This is a genomic window from Synechococcus sp. RS9902 (assembly GCF_014279635.1).
GTDB lineage: Bacteria > Cyanobacteriota > Cyanobacteriia > PCC-6307 > Cyanobiaceae > Parasynechococcus.
Genome location: NZ_CP047949.1, coordinates 1,662,865 through 1,678,917 on the forward strand (window position 1 = coordinate 1,662,865; position 16,053 = coordinate 1,678,917).

Annotated in this window: 19 protein-coding genes; 11 read left to right on the forward strand and 8 right to left on the reverse strand. The window is 55.9% G+C overall.

Going from position 1 to position 16,053, the window contains the following annotated elements; genetic code table 11:
• Window position 1 precedes the first annotated feature (1 nt).
• From SynRS9902_RS09270 to SynRS9902_RS09280, 3 genes are read left to right on the forward strand one after another with little or no spacing between them, the layout of a single operon-like run.
• Complete coding sequence (locus SynRS9902_RS09270) at window positions 2–1,129, forward strand: trypsin-like peptidase domain-containing protein (protein WP_255446086.1); 1,128 nt, start codon at window positions 2–4, stop codon at window positions 1,127–1,129.
• A 1-nt stretch (window position 1,130) separates the two neighbouring features.
• Window positions 1,131–1,778 carry a TIGR04282 family arsenosugar biosynthesis glycosyltransferase gene (locus tag SynRS9902_RS09275; protein WP_255446087.1) on the forward strand — a complete coding sequence of 216 codons (648 nt, stop codon included), beginning with the start codon at window positions 1,131–1,133 and terminating at the stop codon, window positions 1,776–1,778.
• Complete coding sequence (locus SynRS9902_RS09280; RefSeq protein ID WP_186508913.1) at window positions 1,766–2,455, forward strand: TIGR04283 family arsenosugar biosynthesis glycosyltransferase; 690 nt, start codon at window positions 1,766–1,768, stop codon at window positions 2,453–2,455. Before SynRS9902_RS09275 ends, SynRS9902_RS09280 begins: the two co-directional genes overlap by 13 nt.
• A 9-nt stretch (window positions 2,456–2,464) precedes the next feature.
• On the opposite strand, the gene SynRS9902_RS09285 is transcribed toward SynRS9902_RS09280, so the two are convergent.
• From SynRS9902_RS09285 to hisG, 3 genes are read right to left on the reverse strand one after another with little or no spacing between them, the layout of a single operon-like run.
• The gene (locus tag SynRS9902_RS09285) at window positions 2,465–2,950 is read right to left on the reverse strand and encodes a GNAT family N-acetyltransferase (protein WP_115009240.1); all 486 of its coding nucleotides are present in this window, start codon (window positions 2,948–2,950) and stop codon (window positions 2,465–2,467) included.
• Window positions 2,951–2,964: 14 nt separating this feature from the next.
• Window positions 2,965–4,743, reverse strand: coding sequence for an ABC transporter ATP-binding protein (locus SynRS9902_RS09290; protein WP_186508914.1), 1,779 nt, complete (start codon window positions 4,741–4,743; stop codon window positions 2,965–2,967).
• Complete coding sequence (hisG, locus tag SynRS9902_RS09295; protein WP_186495659.1) at window positions 4,743–5,393, reverse strand: ATP phosphoribosyltransferase; 651 nt, start codon at window positions 5,391–5,393, stop codon at window positions 4,743–4,745. Before hisG ends, SynRS9902_RS09290 begins: the two co-directional genes overlap by 1 nt.
• Window positions 5,394–5,433: 40 nt before the next feature.
• Between hisG and gloB the strand changes: the two genes are divergently transcribed.
• The 6 genes from gloB to SynRS9902_RS13695 all read left to right on the forward strand — a co-directional run bounded on the left by gloB (window position 5,434) and on the right by SynRS9902_RS13695 (window position 10,167).
• On the forward strand, window positions 5,434–6,183 hold the full coding sequence (gene gloB / locus SynRS9902_RS09300) for a hydroxyacylglutathione hydrolase (RefSeq protein ID WP_186508915.1): 750 nt from the start codon (window positions 5,434–5,436) through the stop codon (window positions 6,181–6,183).
• A gap of 64 nt (window positions 6,184–6,247) precedes the next feature.
• Window positions 6,248–6,640, forward strand: coding sequence for a RidA family protein (locus SynRS9902_RS09305; protein WP_114988626.1), 393 nt, complete (start codon window positions 6,248–6,250; stop codon window positions 6,638–6,640).
• Window positions 6,641–6,685: 45 nt separating this feature from the next.
• Window positions 6,686–6,913 (forward strand): DUF3136 domain-containing protein, encoded by a 228-nt coding sequence (locus SynRS9902_RS09310; protein WP_006850228.1) that lies wholly within the window; start codon window positions 6,686–6,688, stop codon window positions 6,911–6,913.
• Between the two features lie 187 nt (window positions 6,914–7,100).
• Window positions 7,101–7,394 (forward strand): hypothetical protein, encoded by a 294-nt coding sequence (locus SynRS9902_RS09315; protein ID WP_255446088.1) that lies wholly within the window; start codon window positions 7,101–7,103, stop codon window positions 7,392–7,394.
• A gap of 18 nt (window positions 7,395–7,412) precedes the next feature.
• Window positions 7,413–7,655 (forward strand): hypothetical protein, encoded by a 243-nt coding sequence (locus SynRS9902_RS09320; RefSeq protein WP_186508916.1) that lies wholly within the window; start codon window positions 7,413–7,415, stop codon window positions 7,653–7,655.
• Window positions 7,656–10,038: 2,383 nt separating this feature from the next.
• A complete protein-coding gene (locus SynRS9902_RS13695; RefSeq protein WP_255446089.1) occupies window positions 10,039–10,167 on the forward strand; it encodes a hypothetical protein in 129 nt (42 codons plus the stop codon).
• A 775-nt stretch (window positions 10,168–10,942) separates the two neighbouring features.
• On the opposite strand, the gene SynRS9902_RS09325 is transcribed toward SynRS9902_RS13695, so the two are convergent.
• From SynRS9902_RS09325 to SynRS9902_RS09340, 4 genes are all read right to left on the reverse strand, one after another.
• A complete protein-coding gene (locus SynRS9902_RS09325; protein WP_186508917.1) occupies window positions 10,943–11,551 on the reverse strand; it encodes a hypothetical protein in 609 nt (202 codons plus the stop codon).
• Between the two features lie 79 nt (window positions 11,552–11,630).
• Entirely contained in the window at window positions 11,631–11,786 is a 156-nt protein-coding gene (locus SynRS9902_RS09330) for a hypothetical protein (RefSeq protein ID WP_186508918.1), read from the reverse strand.
• A gap of 370 nt (window positions 11,787–12,156) precedes the next feature.
• The gene (locus tag SynRS9902_RS09335; protein WP_186508919.1) at window positions 12,157–12,444 is read right to left on the reverse strand and encodes a hypothetical protein; all 288 of its coding nucleotides are present in this window, start codon (window positions 12,442–12,444) and stop codon (window positions 12,157–12,159) included.
• Between the two features lie 77 nt (window positions 12,445–12,521).
• A complete protein-coding gene (locus tag SynRS9902_RS09340) occupies window positions 12,522–12,833 on the reverse strand; it encodes a hypothetical protein (protein ID WP_370586293.1) in 312 nt (103 codons plus the stop codon).
• 675 nt (window positions 12,834–13,508) lie between these two features.
• On the opposite strand from SynRS9902_RS09340, the gene SynRS9902_RS09345 reads away from it, so the two are divergent.
• The gene (locus tag SynRS9902_RS09345; protein WP_186508920.1) at window positions 13,509–14,537 is read left to right on the forward strand and encodes a site-specific integrase; all 1,029 of its coding nucleotides are present in this window, start codon (window positions 13,509–13,511) and stop codon (window positions 14,535–14,537) included.
• Entirely contained in the window at window positions 14,528–15,100 is a 573-nt protein-coding gene (locus SynRS9902_RS09350; protein WP_186508921.1) for a hypothetical protein, read from the forward strand. The genes SynRS9902_RS09345 and SynRS9902_RS09350 overlap by 10 nt, the downstream gene beginning before the upstream one ends.
• 621 nt (window positions 15,101–15,721) lie before the next feature.
• Here the strand turns inward: SynRS9902_RS09350 and SynRS9902_RS09355 are convergent.
• Window positions 15,722–15,952 (reverse strand): hypothetical protein, encoded by a 231-nt coding sequence (locus tag SynRS9902_RS09355; protein ID WP_186508922.1) that lies wholly within the window; start codon window positions 15,950–15,952, stop codon window positions 15,722–15,724.
• Window positions 15,953–16,053: the final 101 nt, after the last annotated feature.

Sequence of the window (16,053 nt, forward strand, 5' to 3'; positions counted from 1 at the left end):
GATGCCCAACGCCCTGCATTGGCTCGCCATCGCCCTGGCCGGGAGCGCACTCTCCGGTTGCAGCCTGGTGAGAGACCAGCTGGGTCTGACCCCCAAGCCAGCGATGACGGCGCCACCGGTGGTGCACGATCAGCCCCGCAGCGCGCCTCTGCAACCGGGGGACAACGTGATCGTCAAGGCGGTGGATCGCGTCGGTCCGGCGGTGGTGCGCATCGATGTGGTGAAGGAGATCTCCAACCCCTTCGGAGGGATTTTTGGGATGGGTCCCTCCAGCCAGCGGCAGCAGGGCCAGGGCTCCGGCTTCATCACCCGGGCCAGCGGCCTGATCTTCACCAATGAGCACGTGGTCCGTGGTGCCGATCAGGTGGCGGTAACCCTGCCGGACGGACGCAGTTTCAAGGGCAAGGTTCTCGGCACCGACCCCCTCACCGACGTGGCGATGGTGAAAGTGGTGGCCGACAACCTGCCGGTGGCGGCCCTGGGCAACTCCGACCAGCTCAAGCCGGGGGAATGGGCCATTGCCATCGGCAATCCCTTCGGCCTGAACAACACCGTGACGGCCGGCATCATCAGCGCCGTCGGCCGCCTCAATGCGATCGGTGACGGCCAGCGGGTTCCCTACATCCAGACCGATGCAGCGGTGAACCCCGGCAACAGCGGCGGCCCGTTGATCAATGCCGCCGGTCAGGTGATCGGCATCAATACAGCGATCCGCACGGCCCCAGGTGGCGGCTTGAGTTTTGCGGTTCCGATCAACCTGGCCAAGCGGATCGCGCAACAGATCGTCAGCACCGGCCAGGCATCCCATCCCTTCATCGGCGTGCAGCTGATGAACCTCACGCCGCAGCTGGCGCGGGAAATCAATGCCACCAACAGCGCCTGCACGGTGCCCGAGCTGAATGGCGTGTTGGTGAAGGAGGTGGTGAAAGGCACTCCGGCCGCTGCGGCCGGCATCCGCCAGTGCGATCTGATCCTCAAGGTGGAAAACAACCCCGTTCAAACCCCCACCGAAGTGCAACTCGCCGTGGACCGCGGCCAGGTGGGGGAACCGATGCAGCTCACCCTTCAACGCAATGGGAAAGAGCTGATCGTGCAGGTGCGCCCGCGGGAACTGCCCCGCAACAACTGAGATGGTGCAGATCGTTGTGATGGCCCGCTGGCCATCACCGGGCCGATGCAAACGCCGCTTGAGCCGCGATCTCAACCATGAGCTGGGCCTGGCCAACAGCAGCGAACGCGCCACAAGGATCCAACGGTGGCTCACGCAGCACACCGCTGCGGTGGTGCGGGGCCTCGCCGGGGCCATGGAGATCGAGATCGAGCCGGTGCTGGCGGTGAGCGGACTCGGCCCCCGTGCGGCCACTCGCTGGGGGCAACAGCTGGGGCTGAGGCAGGTGCGGCTGCAGGGGAGGGGGCAACTCGGCACCCGATTGCGACGGCAATTGATGCACGGCCATCGCCACAACAGGCCCTGCCTCGTGATCGGCACGGATCTGCCCGAACTCAATCCCGATGACTTGAGGCAGGCCGTTGAGCGGTTGGAGCAGCATGACCTGGTGCTGGGGCCAGCCTCCGATGGGGGCTACTGGCTGCTGGGGATCGGAGCATCCCTGATCCGCAGCCCGCAGCACTGGCCGCTGATCGGCATTCCCTGGGGCGGCCCCAGGGTGCTGGAGGCAACGCTGGAGGCGGCGCGCAGGCGGCAGCTCTCATCGGCCCTCGTGGCCCAACGGAATGATCTGGATCACTGGAGCGATCTGAGGCCATGGCAGGGCTGAGCGTTGTGATTCCAACCCTGGAGGAAGCCAGCAGGCTGCCGCTGCTACTGGCGGATCTGCAGCGATGGCCGGGGGAGTTGGAGGTGATCGTCTCGGATGGCGGAAGCAGGGATCACACCCGGGCGGTGGCTCAGCTGGCCGGCGCCACCGTGCTCGACAGCCCCAGCGTCGGGCGGGGTCCACAGCTGCGCTGGGGCGTTGGCCACAGTTCCCATGCCTGGGTGCTGGTGCTGCACGCCGACAGCCGCTTGCCGGACACCTGGCACCACAAGGTGGGAGCGATTCTGAACAGGCCGGAGGCGCACCTGAGCGCTTGGTGCTTCGACTTCAAGGTGGAGGCGCATGGGCGGCCGATGCTGTGGCTGCTGGAGCGGATGGTGAACCTGCGCAGCCGTTGGCTGCAACGCCCTTACGGCGATCAGGGCCTGTTGATTCAGCGCCAGCTGTATGAGCGCGTGGGCGGCTACCGGCCCCTGGCGCTGATGGAAGACCTGGACCTGGTGGAACGCCTGAGCCAGGTCGCTCCCCTCCGTTCATTGAACTGTGCCCTGCTCACCAGCGCAGAGCGCTGGCAGAAGCGAAGCGTGCTGGTGCAGGCCTGGCGCAATGCCCGGCTGCGCTGGCTTTGGCGGCAGGGGCGATCAACGGAGCAGCTGTTGCGGCTCTACCGGCGCTGAAGGATCCGATCAGTTGGCGTACCAGAAGGCACAGCGATGGCCCTGGGGCTCGAGATCCCAGCCCTGGCCCTGGTAGAAGCTGACGACGCCCGGATCGGCGAACAGGCTGACCCTCTCGGTTCCCATCTGATCAAGGGCCTCGAGGATGTAGGCCATCATCTGCTTGCCCAGACCATTGCCCTGGTACAGGGGATGCACGGCCACGTCCCAGACGGTGGCTTCGAAAACACCATCCCCGGTGCAGCGCGCAAATCCCACCAGACGGGGCACCCGTGGGTCGTGCCGCCAGAGGCCAACTTTGAGCAGGCTGTGGCTGAGGGCTTTGCGCACCCGGCGAATCGGCCGGCGGCTCCAGCCCACCGCTTCCAGCAACTGCTCGAGTTCCACCAGATCGAAGGGGTACTCCTGGCTGAACACCAAGGTGATCTGGTCATTGGCGCAGGGGCAGAGACGCGCCCCCTGGCCGTACTGCTCCAACAGAGGATCAGCAGGCATGGGCAGAGGAGCGATCACAGACGCGCCAACCCCCGCTCCTGCAGATCAGCCAGCTGGGCGTAGAGCCCGCCACGGGCCCTTAGCTCGCGATGGGTTCCCTGCTCGATCAGTTCACCGCGGCGCAGCACAAGAATGCGGTCCGAGGCTTCCACCGTGGCCAGGCGATGGGCAATGACGATTGCGGTGCGCTTTTGCAGCAGGCGATCGAGATCAGCCTGCAGCGTCGCTTCCGTTGAAGGGTCCATGAAGGCGGTGGCTTCATCCATCACCAACACCGTTGGCTTACGGATCGCCACCCGGGCCACCGCCAGCAGTTGGCGCTCTCCTGAAGAGAGGTTGCCGCCCCGCTCGCGCAGCTCCGTCTCCAGGCCGTTGGGAAGCTTGGCCAACAGCTCGTTGAGACCAAGCTCAGCACAGACCTGAGCCAGCTCTCGATCACTCACCGACGCATTGAGCCGAAGGTTGTCGGCCACATTGCCGCTGAATAGGAACGTGTCTTGAAGCACGACTCCCAGCTCACGCCGGAGATCCGCCATCGGGATCGTGCGGATGTCTCGTCCATCCAGAAGGATGCGTCCCTGCTGGGGTTCATACAGGCGGCAGAGCAGGCGGATGATCGTGCTTTTGCCCGACCCCGTGGGGCCCACCAGGGCGACATGTTCTCCGGGGGCGATGCGGAAGGAGAGGTTGCGGAGGATCGGATCGTCCGGCCGGTAGGCAAAGCTCACGTTCTCGAAGATCACCTCACCGCCACCGCCACTCACGTGGGGGAGAACCCCTTTGGCCTCAGCGATCTCGAGGGGCTCCTCCATCAACTCGCCGATGCGTTCGACCGCCGTGAGCCCACCCTGGATCTGGGTGAAACGCTCCGCCAGCTGACGCAGCGGATCGAACAGGCGTTGGGAGGCCAAGATGAAGGTGGTGAGGGTGCCCAGACCCATGGCGCCATTTGTCACCATCAAGCCGCCAAGGGCCAGCACTAGGGCAATGGCAGCCAGAGCCACCCATTCCAGGAAGGCTGAAATGCTGCTGTCGAAAAAGATCGTTCCGTTCACAGCGCTGCGGTAGTGGATGCCGGTGCGCAGGAAGCGGGCGCTGTTGACCGTTTCACGGCCATACATCTGAACCACCTCGAGGCCCTGGAGGTTCTCCTGGAAATCGGCATTGAGCTGGGAGAGCTCCTCACGCACGCGGTAGTTGGCCTTGCGGTAACGGCGCTGCAGCCAAAGCACGGCCAGGGTGACGGGAACCTGCGTGAACAACAGCAGCAGCCCCAGCCTCCACTCGATGAACAACATCGTTGAGGCCAGCACTAGCAGGCTCACCAGATCATTGAGCACCCCCACGGCACCACTACCGAACACCTCAGCCAGGGCATCCACATCGCTGGTGAGCCGTGTGAGCAACTTGCCCACCGGCATGCGGTCGTGAAACCGCAGGGACAGCGACAACGCATGTTCAAACAGGTCGTCGCGGATTCGAGCTGTGAGCCGCTGTCCGACGGCCAGGATGCTGAATTGCTGCACCCCCTGCAGGCCTAGCCGCAGCAGCACCGAGACGAAGTAGAGCCCGATGATCACGCGGATCGAAGCCGAGAGGCTCATCCCCGAAAGGAAGGGAAGACTGGGCTCTCCACGCAGGACGCTGACGGCCTGCCCGAGCAGAACGGGCTGCAGTGCTCCGGCAAAGGCCAAGGGCAGCAGCAGCAGCAGGGCCACCAGCAGCCGCCGGCGATCCCGCACGAGATAACGGCCCAAGCGACGGACCCGGCGCCAGTCGGCGACGGCTCCCATCAGCTGGAGCTCCCGACGGGTGTTGCTGCGCGGATCGCATCAACGATGGAGGCCAAGGGGCCGTGATCGAGGCGAACCGACAGGGGGTGCCCCACCAGTCGAGCTGTGGAGTGAAACAGGTCTTCGATGGCGATCAGGCCGTTCTCCCGCAGGGTGCGACCGGTGGCCACCAGGTCGACAATCGCTTCTGACATACCGGTGATTGGCCCCAGCTCCACGGAGCCATTGAGGTGAACCAACTCAACGGGAAGGTCGAGGGCATCGAAATATTCCCGGGCGCAGTGGGTGAATTTGCTGGCAACGCGGCAGTGGGCGGGCAGATCAGCGGCCCGGGTGTAACCACTGCTCTCCTGAACCGCCACAGCCATGCGGCAGCCGCCAAAGCCCAGGTCCACCAGTTGAGCAACGGGGAGTTGATGCTCTTTGAGCACGTCGTAGCCCACCACCCCCAGCTGAGCCTGGCCGTAGGCCACATAGGTAGGCACATCGCCGTTGCGAACCAGCAGGGCCCGGGCGCGCCCGCAGGGGGTGGGCACCATCAACTGGCGGTTGTTCTTGTCAAGAACAGCGGAGAAATCAAGACCAGCCGCCGCAAAGCGGGCCACCGAGTCTTTGAGCAGCGCTCCTTTGGCCAACGCGACGGTGATCATGGGTCCAGCGCTGACCGGTTAACCAGGCAGGACTTTAACGATGCATTCCTCACTTCATGCCCTGCCGGTGCTCCAGGACAACGTGATCTGGATCTGGGTGAGGGGCGCGGAGGCCGTGGTGATCGACCCCGCCGTGGCGCCGCCGGTGCGCAAGTGGCTGGACGAACGGCAGTTGAGCCTGGCCGCCGTGCTGCAGACCCATCACCACGCCGACCACATCGGCGGCACACCGGAGTTGCTGAAACGCTGGCCCCAGGCTGCGGTGATTGCCTCCGCGGAAGACCGGGAGCGGATTCCGTTTCAGACGATGCCGGTGCGGGATGGGGACCTGATCACTGTTCTTGGTCACGCGGTGGAGGTGCTGGATGTGGCGGCCCACACCCGGGCCCACATCGCCTTTTTCATCCCGAACCCGGAGGGCGGCAAGATAGAGCCCCTGTTGTTCTGCGGAGACACCCTGTTCAGCGGGGGCTGTGGCCGACTGTTTGAAGGCAGCGCTGAACAGATGCATCAGGCCCTGCAGAAGCTGGCGGAACTGCCCGAGGCCACAAGGGTTTGTTGTGCCCACGAGTACACCGAGGCCAACCTGCAATGGGCCGTGGAGCAACGCCCCAGCGACGCAGTTCTGGCTGAGCGCTACCGGGAAGTGCGGAGGCTCCGTGTCCAAGGAGAGCTCAGCCTGCCCAGCAGCATCGCCATGGAACGCCGCACCAACCTGTTCATGCAGGCCGGTTCAGCCGCGGAGTTGGCCGTGCTGCGCCAGCACAAGGACCAGTGGCGGCCGGCATGAGCGATGGCGAAGCAGGGGATCACCAACGGCGATGATCGTGGCGACTGCTGTTGAGAATCAGCCCATGAGCGCCAAGGCCATCACCACTCAAGACGCCCCTGCACCGGTTGGGCCTTACAACCAGGCAGTGCTGGCCGGCGAGTGGCTCTATTGCTCCGGGCAGATTCCACTGGATCCAGCCACCGGCGAGATGGTGGGGAACGGTGATGTGGCGGCGGAAACGCATCAGGTGCTGAAAAACCTCTGTGCTGTGCTGAAAGAAGCTGGCGCTACACCGGCTCAGGTGGTGCGTACCACGGTGTTCCTGGCGGACCTGGGCGATTTCGCAACCGTGAATGGCATCTATGCCGAGGTGTTCGGCGAGGGGGTCAGCCCAGCTCGCGCCTGCGTTCAGGTGGCAGCCCTCCCCAAGGGAGCACGGGTGGAAATCGACTGCGTCGCCTGGCTCGGCAGCTGAGCCTGGCCCGCGGGGGCATAGGTTGGAACTGGCTTCAGTGGTCCTATGCCTCAGGCAAAACTCACCATCGGTGAATTAGAGGCGGGATATCCGATGTATTGCAAGGCGCTGCGGCGTCTCCTCCAGCAGGGAAAAACCGTTCAAGACATCGAGCGCACCGTCTGCTGGGGGCATCTGGAAACGCTGAACCGCTGCCTGCCCACCCGCTACAAATCGCCCTCCTACCTGCTGGCCCTGATCCGCCGCGACCTGGAGAACCCAAAAGAGGATTGAAAGCGGTTGTCTCAGCGTTTTCCCAGCGTTCTCGTGGTCGACGCTTCAATTTGAACTGAAAAGAAGCGTTAAATCAGGCTAAGAATCAAGGGCCTGACATGACCCGCTGTATTTTTCGCAAGCCCAAAAGGCGACTCAAGCTGAGTCAGGGACTGGGTGTAGTCACGGTGATACTGGGAGCGGCCCTTTGCCTGGAACTGCAGAGCGAGCTGAATCCCAAGCCGTCGACAATGCAGGGGACACCCCTGCTGGGAGAACGCGGGACAATTCAGGGATGGAGATCGAACAGCTCGAGCAGATTGCCGCAGTGATCGTGACGGCTGGGCTGGTGGCCGGAAATTTCCTGATGTTCACCCCCTGGCGCAATGGGGAGGATCCCAGGCAGCGGCAACCGCAGAGCCTGATGCCCCAGAACGAGTCTGTTGTTTCAGATCGCGCGAACGCGTACGCAATGCAGGCATCCCAGCGATTGGATTCGTGATCTCCTTAGGGTGATCGGATGCACCCACTCGAGCTGTTCGATCGTTTTCGTCGCTGGTTTGGCTGGGTCGCACCAGGACGCCAGCTGTGGGAACGCAAGCCTGAGCAAGTGGCCCCGGATCGCTCGGATGACTGGCTCTTGGAGTCGCCGAGCCTGGACGAGGCCCGTTTGCTATTTCCTCAGCTGGATGAAGAGCGGGCCTTGCTTCGTTATCAACAACTCCGCCTGGAAATGCGGGAGCGTGACGGCCGCGGTTTTTGATCAGCCAGGCCAGGTGCCCCTGCCATAGGGGTCCCACCACGCCGTGGTAAACCCAAAAAAACAGTCATTGCCGAGGTGGTGGTGGTTAATCACAGAGCAAAACACCCAGTGGATTTCAGCCATCTCAATAGTCGTCGAGCACTCGTACTTCACGATTTCCAGCCGTGTCGAAAGCGTTTAAGACTTCAAACGCATCCACAATTTTCTAGTCTCTGTCGATTAAAAAAGTACTTAAATGATGGTACGGCGCATAGGATTAAAAGGTCGTCATACAAATGATTGACGCCAGCAATTAAGGTATTAGTTGGTTCACAAGAAACACAGGTTGCAATTTCTGCGATGTCGACTTCTCCAATTGGTTTGTAGTTGCTGTAATCAACTTTGAGCAATAACCAGCAAAGCCAGACTTTAAACCAGAGGCGGAGGTGCATCAAACGTTTAGCCCGAAGGCTCAGAATAGGCTGTCACTGCAAATTCATCTCATTTTTTGTTGTTACACAAAAATGAATAAATCCATACGAACTAAAGCGCCATTTACTGTCAAGAAGTTAAGCTGAATGCAGAAAGCAGGTGAAAGGCATGCACTAAAGCACTAAAACCCCTAAGTCGACATAGCCGGTGCTCAAGATGGCGTAACCGATGCAAGCAACAATACAGCTGAAAAAGCCAGGAAACAGCGAACCCATAGCGCTTTCAACTCTCGCATTTGTGCGACATATCGTTCCAAAGCTCACGCAGCAGGCACTGCTGACTAGCTCCTTTGAGGCAATGCTCATCGCTGCAATGCGGCTCTTGCAGAACAGCCTTAACCTCCAGGCAGATCATTTCACCCTGCACGTGAAGAAGCGATCAAATCACTAACTGAAATCCTATTGCTACGCCTCATTTGCAAATCAATATTGGCCGACATGCTTGCGACTTACTGACTGAATTCATACTGCAACATCTCGACGACTTCACTCCAGCCAACAGTAGAGCTATTATCAAAAAATCTGTGACGTTCCTCCAATGTCTTATGTCGAACAGATCATTAACGGCACATTCAAGATCAAGCGAAGAAACAAAAAACGCCGTATTCGAGGATATTGGGAAGGCTTTCGCGGATGGAGACTCGAAGGATACACTCACGACAAAGCCGATGCAGACACTGACGAAAAAATTACAGGCTTCTTTAGGATCAATCATTCAAGACGACTAAAAGTTTTCTTAGACGACGGCGACAGAAGCTTCAACAGAAAGAAAGATGAGTTACTATCAACTAATAAATTGAAGCCGAGAGATCACAAATGCTTTAATTCATCTAAGTCGGGGAGATTTGAAATCAACTACATCAGCTGGCATATTCCCATGGAATTTTGCGAACTTACAAAGTGCTATGGCGCTTATTACAGAACTTTGTTCAATCCAGAAAACGGCGATTGCTATATCTCTAGCACAATCGACTCAGAGAAGTCTACGATTCTTCGCGAATCCAGCCCAAATTAAGCGCAGACCAACAAAAATGAAACCGAACATCGAATAATTGAGAGTAAATTTTTCTGATTTTCTTCTATCCAATGGAACATACTCGTCAAGACAATTCCGTGAATGTTCGCATTCATCCAATATCCCGTACTGGCCCTATGCCATCTCACTGTCAAGAAAGTAGAAGCCCTTAGCATCACTCGTGACAGACAAATCAGTAGACTAGAGAATTCTTACAAAACTCCTGTATTTGTGCCCCGGTCAGGAAATCAATGAATTGATAAGCTTACAGGTGGTTACAGGTGGGGTACCACTGAGGAGAATCCTGATGTTGGATTCACCTTCGTAAGCGACACCAGCGATAAACCGAGAGGAGGATTCAGCAGGCACCGATCCAAGGGCTGGAACAATGCGGAGCGCCAGCTGATGCAGAAAGCGATGGATTCTATTGCTAGCACCGGATCGTGGCGACAAAACGATGACGAGGTTGAGATCTGGTTTTGCAACCTGGACTGCTACAACTCCGAGGGCAGCTAGCTACGCCTTTGCTTACACCCCGGGGAATGATCCCGCAAAAGAGTTGGTCGCCATCGATTGGTCTGCTTCTCAAAACAAGAATGGCAGCATCAAAACTCGATTGCGTCAGGAAGTTTTCACGGCGTAACCTTTCTGCACGAGCTTTGTAATGCGGTTGGACCAAAGAACCCACACGACGGAGGTATGAGTGGTAAGCCCCGCTTTCAAGTCCTTACAGGAAAGTTGGACGAGTTCAAGGATGCTGGCGAGTCAGGCAAATAGCCTAAACCTATACGCAACTAAATTATATCGATGAGGGGGCCCGAAATGGCTTGGTACCAAACCATAAAGAATGCCATGGCTTGCTGCTATCGCTGGGAGCTCTCGATATGGCTGCATTGCAGTGGATGATGGCATCAATGATCAAACGGCCACTGAGGATGACATCTATCGGTTGCCTCTGAAAAATCAGGAAGGAATTGGCTGGCAATGCATCTGTGATACAGGTGGGATCGACCGCATTGATGGTTGACGCGCTCAGGGACCTGTTTAGATAGATCTGCGAAACGCCACACTTGATTCATGTGAGTCTGCAAGTGGCTAATTGAGCCGGGTCGAGGGGGTGTATGGGCGATTAACCATTAACCACGACTGGAATGGCCAGGATTTTGTGTACGAGCAGGATTATGCGTGATCGAAAATGCAACATGAGAGAAAGGTGATGACCTGCTGATCGGAAATAACGTCCCAAATCGGTTGAAAGGCAAAAAAGGAGATGAAGTTCTTTATGCAAGTCACGGGTTAATGAACAAACACATCGGAGACAAGAAGCGTGACAAATTCTTGATCAATTCAGATCGAGGGCATTTGTCGTTGTCAAGGATTTTAATCATCAAAAAGATCGTCTGATGCTTGATATCACATCGACTCAGTCGTAATTCAAAGCTGTAAAATTCGTAGCAGGTTTCCGTGGAGCAGCAGCTTGTAGCGAAAGCATTAAACTCAATGAATAAAGATATGACTCAAGGAATGATGTTTAAAACTTTTGATTATTGCGACATGTAGCGTGCTCATTTAGTAGATATTTGAACAGCTTATTGTCCAAGGAAACTCGCAATCCAGGCCCATAGGATCAAGAAGCTCCCACCTTGGGCGGGGGTGGGGGAGGGGGATCTTCAGAAACCTAGATCAATTGGCATGGAAACGCCGCGGCAAGTCAAAACAGGCTGAATTACTGAACCTAGATGAATAAAGAGCATACAGATGAACAGCAGAAATTGAGCAAACAAGGACCCTGAAAATCAACTCTATTCTCCAATAATGTCCACAAGAAAGTTTGTGTCTGCAGCAAAAGCACCGATGCCGTCAAACTTGTACCTCGAACCTCTGTGATCCACGAGCAAGCAAGCATAAGTGGTCGGAATATACTCTAGTGTACAGTAAATCAATTCATCCGGATATTTAGCAGTAATCCACTCGCATCGATGCATGCTTTTCTTCAGACGAACCTGTCCATGGAAATTAGTTAAATAATCATCTTCAAGCTTGACCCTGCTTAGACCTTTGTAAATCATCTCCTTCTTGGAAATACTCCCATTTTTATTGAGATCCTGAAAGAGCTTGATTACATACGAACCATTTTTACGTTGTCTTAGTTTTAGAGTTGAGGCTTTCCCGCCATGAGGGACGATAGATTTGTTGAACTCAAATAAATCATCAACTCGTGCTGAAGTTGACTTAATACTTCTTGTCTTGCTTCCAGGAGCACCCTTACTTTTCATCTGACCATTCATATACATATCTACTCTGGCAGAAAATCCTATATCGTCAAAAACCCGAGGGGTCTGCGGTCTGCATCCCCCGGGCAGCATCTGCACCAGAGCAGGCAACGTCAAACGCAACAAGCAGATGGCCAAGAACCCAAAGAAGCCGCGATTGCCAGTAGCTGAGAGTTCAGGGCGAGTAATCCAGCGGCAAGCGGATGCCCTGTTCCATCTAAATTGTTCTTGCCTCGCGGCGGTAGCCCAGACGGCGGTGCTGTGTGGTGTCGACGGTGCGGCGCAACTCAGCAGGCGTTACCTTCAGCACGTCTGCTATCCAACGGCTAGGGCTGCGTCGGCGGAACCAGTCGTAGAGAGACGTTCCAGCCATCGTCACCAGCTGGTCGACAAGGTGGCCGACGACTCAGTGGTGCTTGCCAAGACTCTCAAGGAAGCGGTTTAGGCGTATCTCCGTGCCAACAAGGGCAAGTTTTTCAGCGCCGAACTACTAGCAACCAAGCTGGCGACCCAGAGCAAACGGTTCCTTTCCGCCAATGCAGACAGCGTGAGGAAGGTGCTGACGAAGCTTTATAGCCAAGCCAATCGCACCCAGGTGACCAGGCGTAAGCAGCCATTGGATGGACCTGGGCGCCGTAGCTTCGTGTGCTGCATTGAGTAGCCCTTGCTAACGAGCTTCTGGTGCCCAGTCCATTTCCTTTTGCCAGGTGGGTGGCCAGAGCGTGATCTTTTTCTTCAGGTGCTCAAATGAAATTACAAACATCGGCAATAATCTTTGCTTCATAAATAGTGGCCGGTTCATTCCAGTCATTCCATTTCGATCCAGCACCAGTAAAATTGAATAAACGCTCCGCACAAAGAACTGCAATAAAAAGAGGTTGTTTTTGAGGGTTTATGCCTGGAACTACAATTGAATTACCCATTTTCTGAGCACGTTCAAAATCAAGTGTTAAAGGGCCATATTTCCGAGTTTCAGCTATTGCAGGGACTGCAGTCCAAAGAGCTACTACTAGAAAAAGAATGCGATTCATGGCTCTACGTGATCAGAAAGGTCTTATACCCTGGTTATTTAGTATTCGTTGATGCACCTGCTACTAATTAAAAAGAGTCAGGAATTTCTTGCTCGCAGCTGATTTGCACCTCTGAGAGCGGCGAGATCACCTCTTTGAAGGCTGGTGGTTTCGCTTGCCTGGCCAGCTTCAAAAGCCCAACCCATCTCCTGCTGCCACGTCGGTGCCCAAAGCTTGCACCGCTTCTTTAGGTGCTGCCCCTGTTGCAACTGCTTCTGCCTGAGGTTGCAGCCCACCATCGTGCGGCAGTGCTGGTCGACGCCATAGACGAAGTGCTGACAAGTCATGCAGACCACGTCGCCTTTCCAGTTCTGCAGGTCGCGGTCATCGACGAAATCCCACTCCCCCATCGCCCTTTATTGCTAGTACATCTGTTCTAACAGCAATGTCCCAATGCCGTCGACTCACTCGCCACCGTCGCGCCTGAGTGGTGCAAAAACCGCCTCAGTGGTGCAAAAACGCAGCGCCGTCGTCAAACCACCATCGTTTTGCACCCGCTTTTGCACCAATAAGGGGTATCGGGCGGACTTAGCGCCGCGAATAAGCAATAAAAAAAACCCGGTCAAAGACTGGGCTTTCTATGAATGGAGCCAAGGAGACTCGAACTCCTGACCCCCTGCATGCCATGCAGCAGGCTTCAAAATTGAAAATCCCCGAAAACACTAGAGAAACCCGTTGCTGTCACTGGTCTCGCTTAGCTCAGTCGTCTCAGGCTTACGACCAGTCATGACTGTTCAGGAGCAAATCCCCCTAGACATTCCCCTAAACTAGGGGGGACATCTGACCACCTGCACAGCAAACAGGCGTTCATGCCGAAGACTGATTGGACAACCGACGTTCGTTCCGTGCTCCGGCGTGAGCATGGAAAGGGTTGGCTGATTGAACAGCAGTCCGGTCGCATCAAAATCTGCCGTGCTGTTCCTGGTCAGCGAAGACAGGCAATAACCACAAATCTGAATTGGGCACCCAGCTCAGCAACCAAGCTCACAACCCTGGTTGGCGAAATTCGCGACCGGATGGAGTCGTTGAAGCTTGGACTGGCGGAGTCGTACAAGCTCCTGGTCGATGTACCGGAAACTGCTGTTCAGGGACAGTTGGACTGGGTTGAGGTCGCCAGGCGTTATGAGCAGTGGCGACTGAGCGGAGTGCCCAAGCTATCCACTTACGACAGGAATGAGCGCCCCCACATCAACAACGCTGTGAAGCTGTTGTCGCTTCCAAAACGAGCGCCGCATGATGGCCGCTCTCTGATGACGAGTTACGCGCTCAAGTTTTTTGGCAACTGCCCTGCCGGTGGCGTTGGCCGTAAACGGCACTTGCTCTCGATCACGCGATTTCTGAATTTCGCGGTCAAGCGTTGCGGTGCAGCTCAACAGTGGTTGCCACCCGACAAGGAAGACATCGACGAGCTGAAGGGTGAGCGTGAGCTTGTTGTTAAACAGACAGTTCCTCTGATGCCAGAGCAGCTCCATTCGCTGCTGGTGTCCTTGGACAGCAAGCCAGAGGTGCGGTTAGCGGTTGCACTGGTCGGCCTGTACGGACTCCGACCCTCTGAACTGAAAACGCTGTCGTTCGATAACGGTGATCTCTTCGTTGCGCCGACCAAACGCAACAAGGCCACAGCAAAAACACCACGCAAACCGCGGTTGACCTTGCCATTGGACTTGGTTGAAATGCCTGGCGAGGGTGCCCGTTGCGTTGAATTATGGAGGTCGGGATTGGTCACCCTCCCCGCTGCCATCGTCAACGCCAAAGACTTCAAAGGGGCTGGCAACGGCTTTGCAACCTGTCTTGCTCGTCATGACTACTGGAATTCGCTGAAGGCCAGCACAAAGGGGCTGGTGCCGTATTCACTCCGCCACGGTTACGCGTGGAGAGGCTCCCGTTATTACGACCGCCCGGTTCCGTTGCGGGATCTCGCGTCTCTGATGGGGCATGACCCCAAAACCCATCACAAGCACTACGGCTCGTTCACCACGGACAATTACAAGAAGGAGTCAGTCTCACGCGCCGTTGGCACAATGAGTGGAATGAAAGTGGAGTCATGGGATTAGTCAAGGCTGCTCTTGCCACCTCCCTGCTCTTTCTGACTGCATGTAAACAGCAGGAAATGAAAGCTTTAACCGGCATCATTCAACTCAACTGCATCAATGATGGAATCGGAGACATGATTCATGCCAATGATCTGATAATTGATCTCGAGAAAGGGAGACTCCTGACTTACGACATTGAGTCTGACAGCCTGAAGGAACGCACTGTTGAGGTCGACAATGCGTTTAAAGACATGGAGACAACATGGACAATGAAAAGAGAAGAAGACATAATCACGATCACAGCGAAGAGCGTATTCCCCAAGAAATTCTTGGATAATCGAGCAAGGAAACGGGCAGCATGGCGCCGTGCTGGCAAAACAAGTTTTGAAAGCTTCGACGCCTTAACTGCAACGAGACAGAAAGAACAAATCTTCCAAAGATTCAAAATCAATATCAAATCTCTCTCGGCAAACATGTTCAAAAAAGAGGAGTTGGCGTCTGAAAATTCGCCGACATTCGAGACAGCGAAGGGGTTCTGCATTGTTAGGGAACCACCTACACAGCTCGTGAGTTCGAACCAATGAAGCCAGGCGCTCGTTCTCTATTCGTAGATAGCGCTTGCGCTGTGCAGAGCAGCTATCACAGCAGTCGTCTTCAATATGCCAACCGGCGCGGATTCTTGTCTCTACTTCTTCAATGTCGTGACAAAAACCATCGTTCATGAGAACTAGGAGGCCAACTGATCGTCGTAATCAGCAAGCTGCATTTCTAACTCCCTTATTTTACTTAAGAGAGTCCCAAACCGAAAGCGAGAGCCTTGGGGAGTGGGACTTATCAAATCACGAGCAAGCATCAATCGATGGATCTCGATCTCTTCTTCTAGAAAATCACGGTACGAACTTCCCACAATGCACCCCTAGTCGTATTGCACGTAATGCCGTGAGGGCCTACGAAGCTCTCGCATTTCCTTGTCCTGCTGAATCCTCTGCAATCGGTAATAGGCAGAGACACAGCGGGGGCACTCACAAGGAACACCACAATTTTCAAGCTGACGCATTGCTACGTCGGCTTGATAATTCTCAGACCAGGTGTAGGAAGTCACCGCAATTAGGGCGGAGGACGACAACACAGTGCCCGAATTTCAAAAATAGTGTGGTCCAAACAGGAAAATGTCCGGGACTCAACAACACAAACTGTGTACTGAGTTACACGTCTATCGGAGATCCCGCTTCCAATCGTTCGAGGTGCTGCTTCAACTCAGCCATCTGCTCTTGCTGCGATTGGTCGATCAGATGCGTTGCAACCGTCTGAAACACCAATGCCATCGCGTTAACTCGCGAATACGGCTTGTTCCGGCTGTTCATGGCTAGCGAGATCAATTCCTTCGCCAGCAGTTGTGTCGCATCAACCAGTTGAACAAAGTATTTTGCGCTCAAAAAGAATTGAAAATCAACGATTGCTCATACAGGCAATCATTCTAATTCTTTTAGCTGATGTCTGCGGCGCCGCGCATGCTGCAAGGCCAGTTTTTGTCATA

Bases quoted from the DNA above. Each gene is read 5' to 3' on its own strand.
- gloB (WP_186508915.1), top strand. From the start codon at position 5,434: ATGCATTCCTCACTTCATGCCCTGCCGGTGCTCCAGGACAACGTGATC.
- SynRS9902_RS09285 (WP_115009240.1), bottom strand. From the start codon at position 2,950: ATGCCTGCTGATCCTCTGTTGGAGCAGTACGGCCAGGGGGCGCGTCTC.
- hisG (WP_186495659.1), bottom strand. From the start codon at position 5,393: ATGATCACCGTCGCGTTGGCCAAAGGAGCGCTGCTCAAAGACTCGGTG.
- SynRS9902_RS09280 (WP_186508913.1), top strand. From the start codon at position 1,766: ATGGCAGGGCTGAGCGTTGTGATTCCAACCCTGGAGGAAGCCAGCAGG.
- SynRS9902_RS09305 (WP_114988626.1), top strand. From the start codon at position 6,248: ATGAGCGCCAAGGCCATCACCACTCAAGACGCCCCTGCACCGGTTGGG.
- SynRS9902_RS09320 (WP_186508916.1), top strand. From the start codon at position 7,413: ATGCACCCACTCGAGCTGTTCGATCGTTTTCGTCGCTGGTTTGGCTGG.
- SynRS9902_RS09270 (WP_255446086.1), top strand. From the start codon at position 2: ATGCCCAACGCCCTGCATTGGCTCGCCATCGCCCTGGCCGGGAGCGCA.
- SynRS9902_RS09330 (WP_186508918.1), bottom strand. From the start codon at position 11,786: ATGGCTGGAACGTCTCTCTACGACTGGTTCCGCCGACGCAGCCCTAGC.
- SynRS9902_RS09310 (WP_006850228.1), top strand. From the start codon at position 6,686: ATGCCTCAGGCAAAACTCACCATCGGTGAATTAGAGGCGGGATATCCG.
- SynRS9902_RS09275 (WP_255446087.1), top strand. From the start codon at position 1,131: ATGGTGCAGATCGTTGTGATGGCCCGCTGGCCATCACCGGGCCGATGC.
- SynRS9902_RS09290 (WP_186508914.1), bottom strand. From the start codon at position 4,743: ATGGGAGCCGTCGCCGACTGGCGCCGGGTCCGTCGCTTGGGCCGTTAT.
- SynRS9902_RS09335 (WP_186508919.1), bottom strand. From the start codon at position 12,444: ATGAATCGCATTCTTTTTCTAGTAGTAGCTCTTTGGACTGCAGTCCCT.
- SynRS9902_RS09340 (WP_370586293.1), bottom strand. From the start codon at position 12,833: ATGGGGGAGTGGGATTTCGTCGATGACCGCGACCTGCAGAACTGGAAA.
- SynRS9902_RS09350 (WP_186508921.1), top strand. From the start codon at position 14,528: ATGGGATTAGTCAAGGCTGCTCTTGCCACCTCCCTGCTCTTTCTGACT.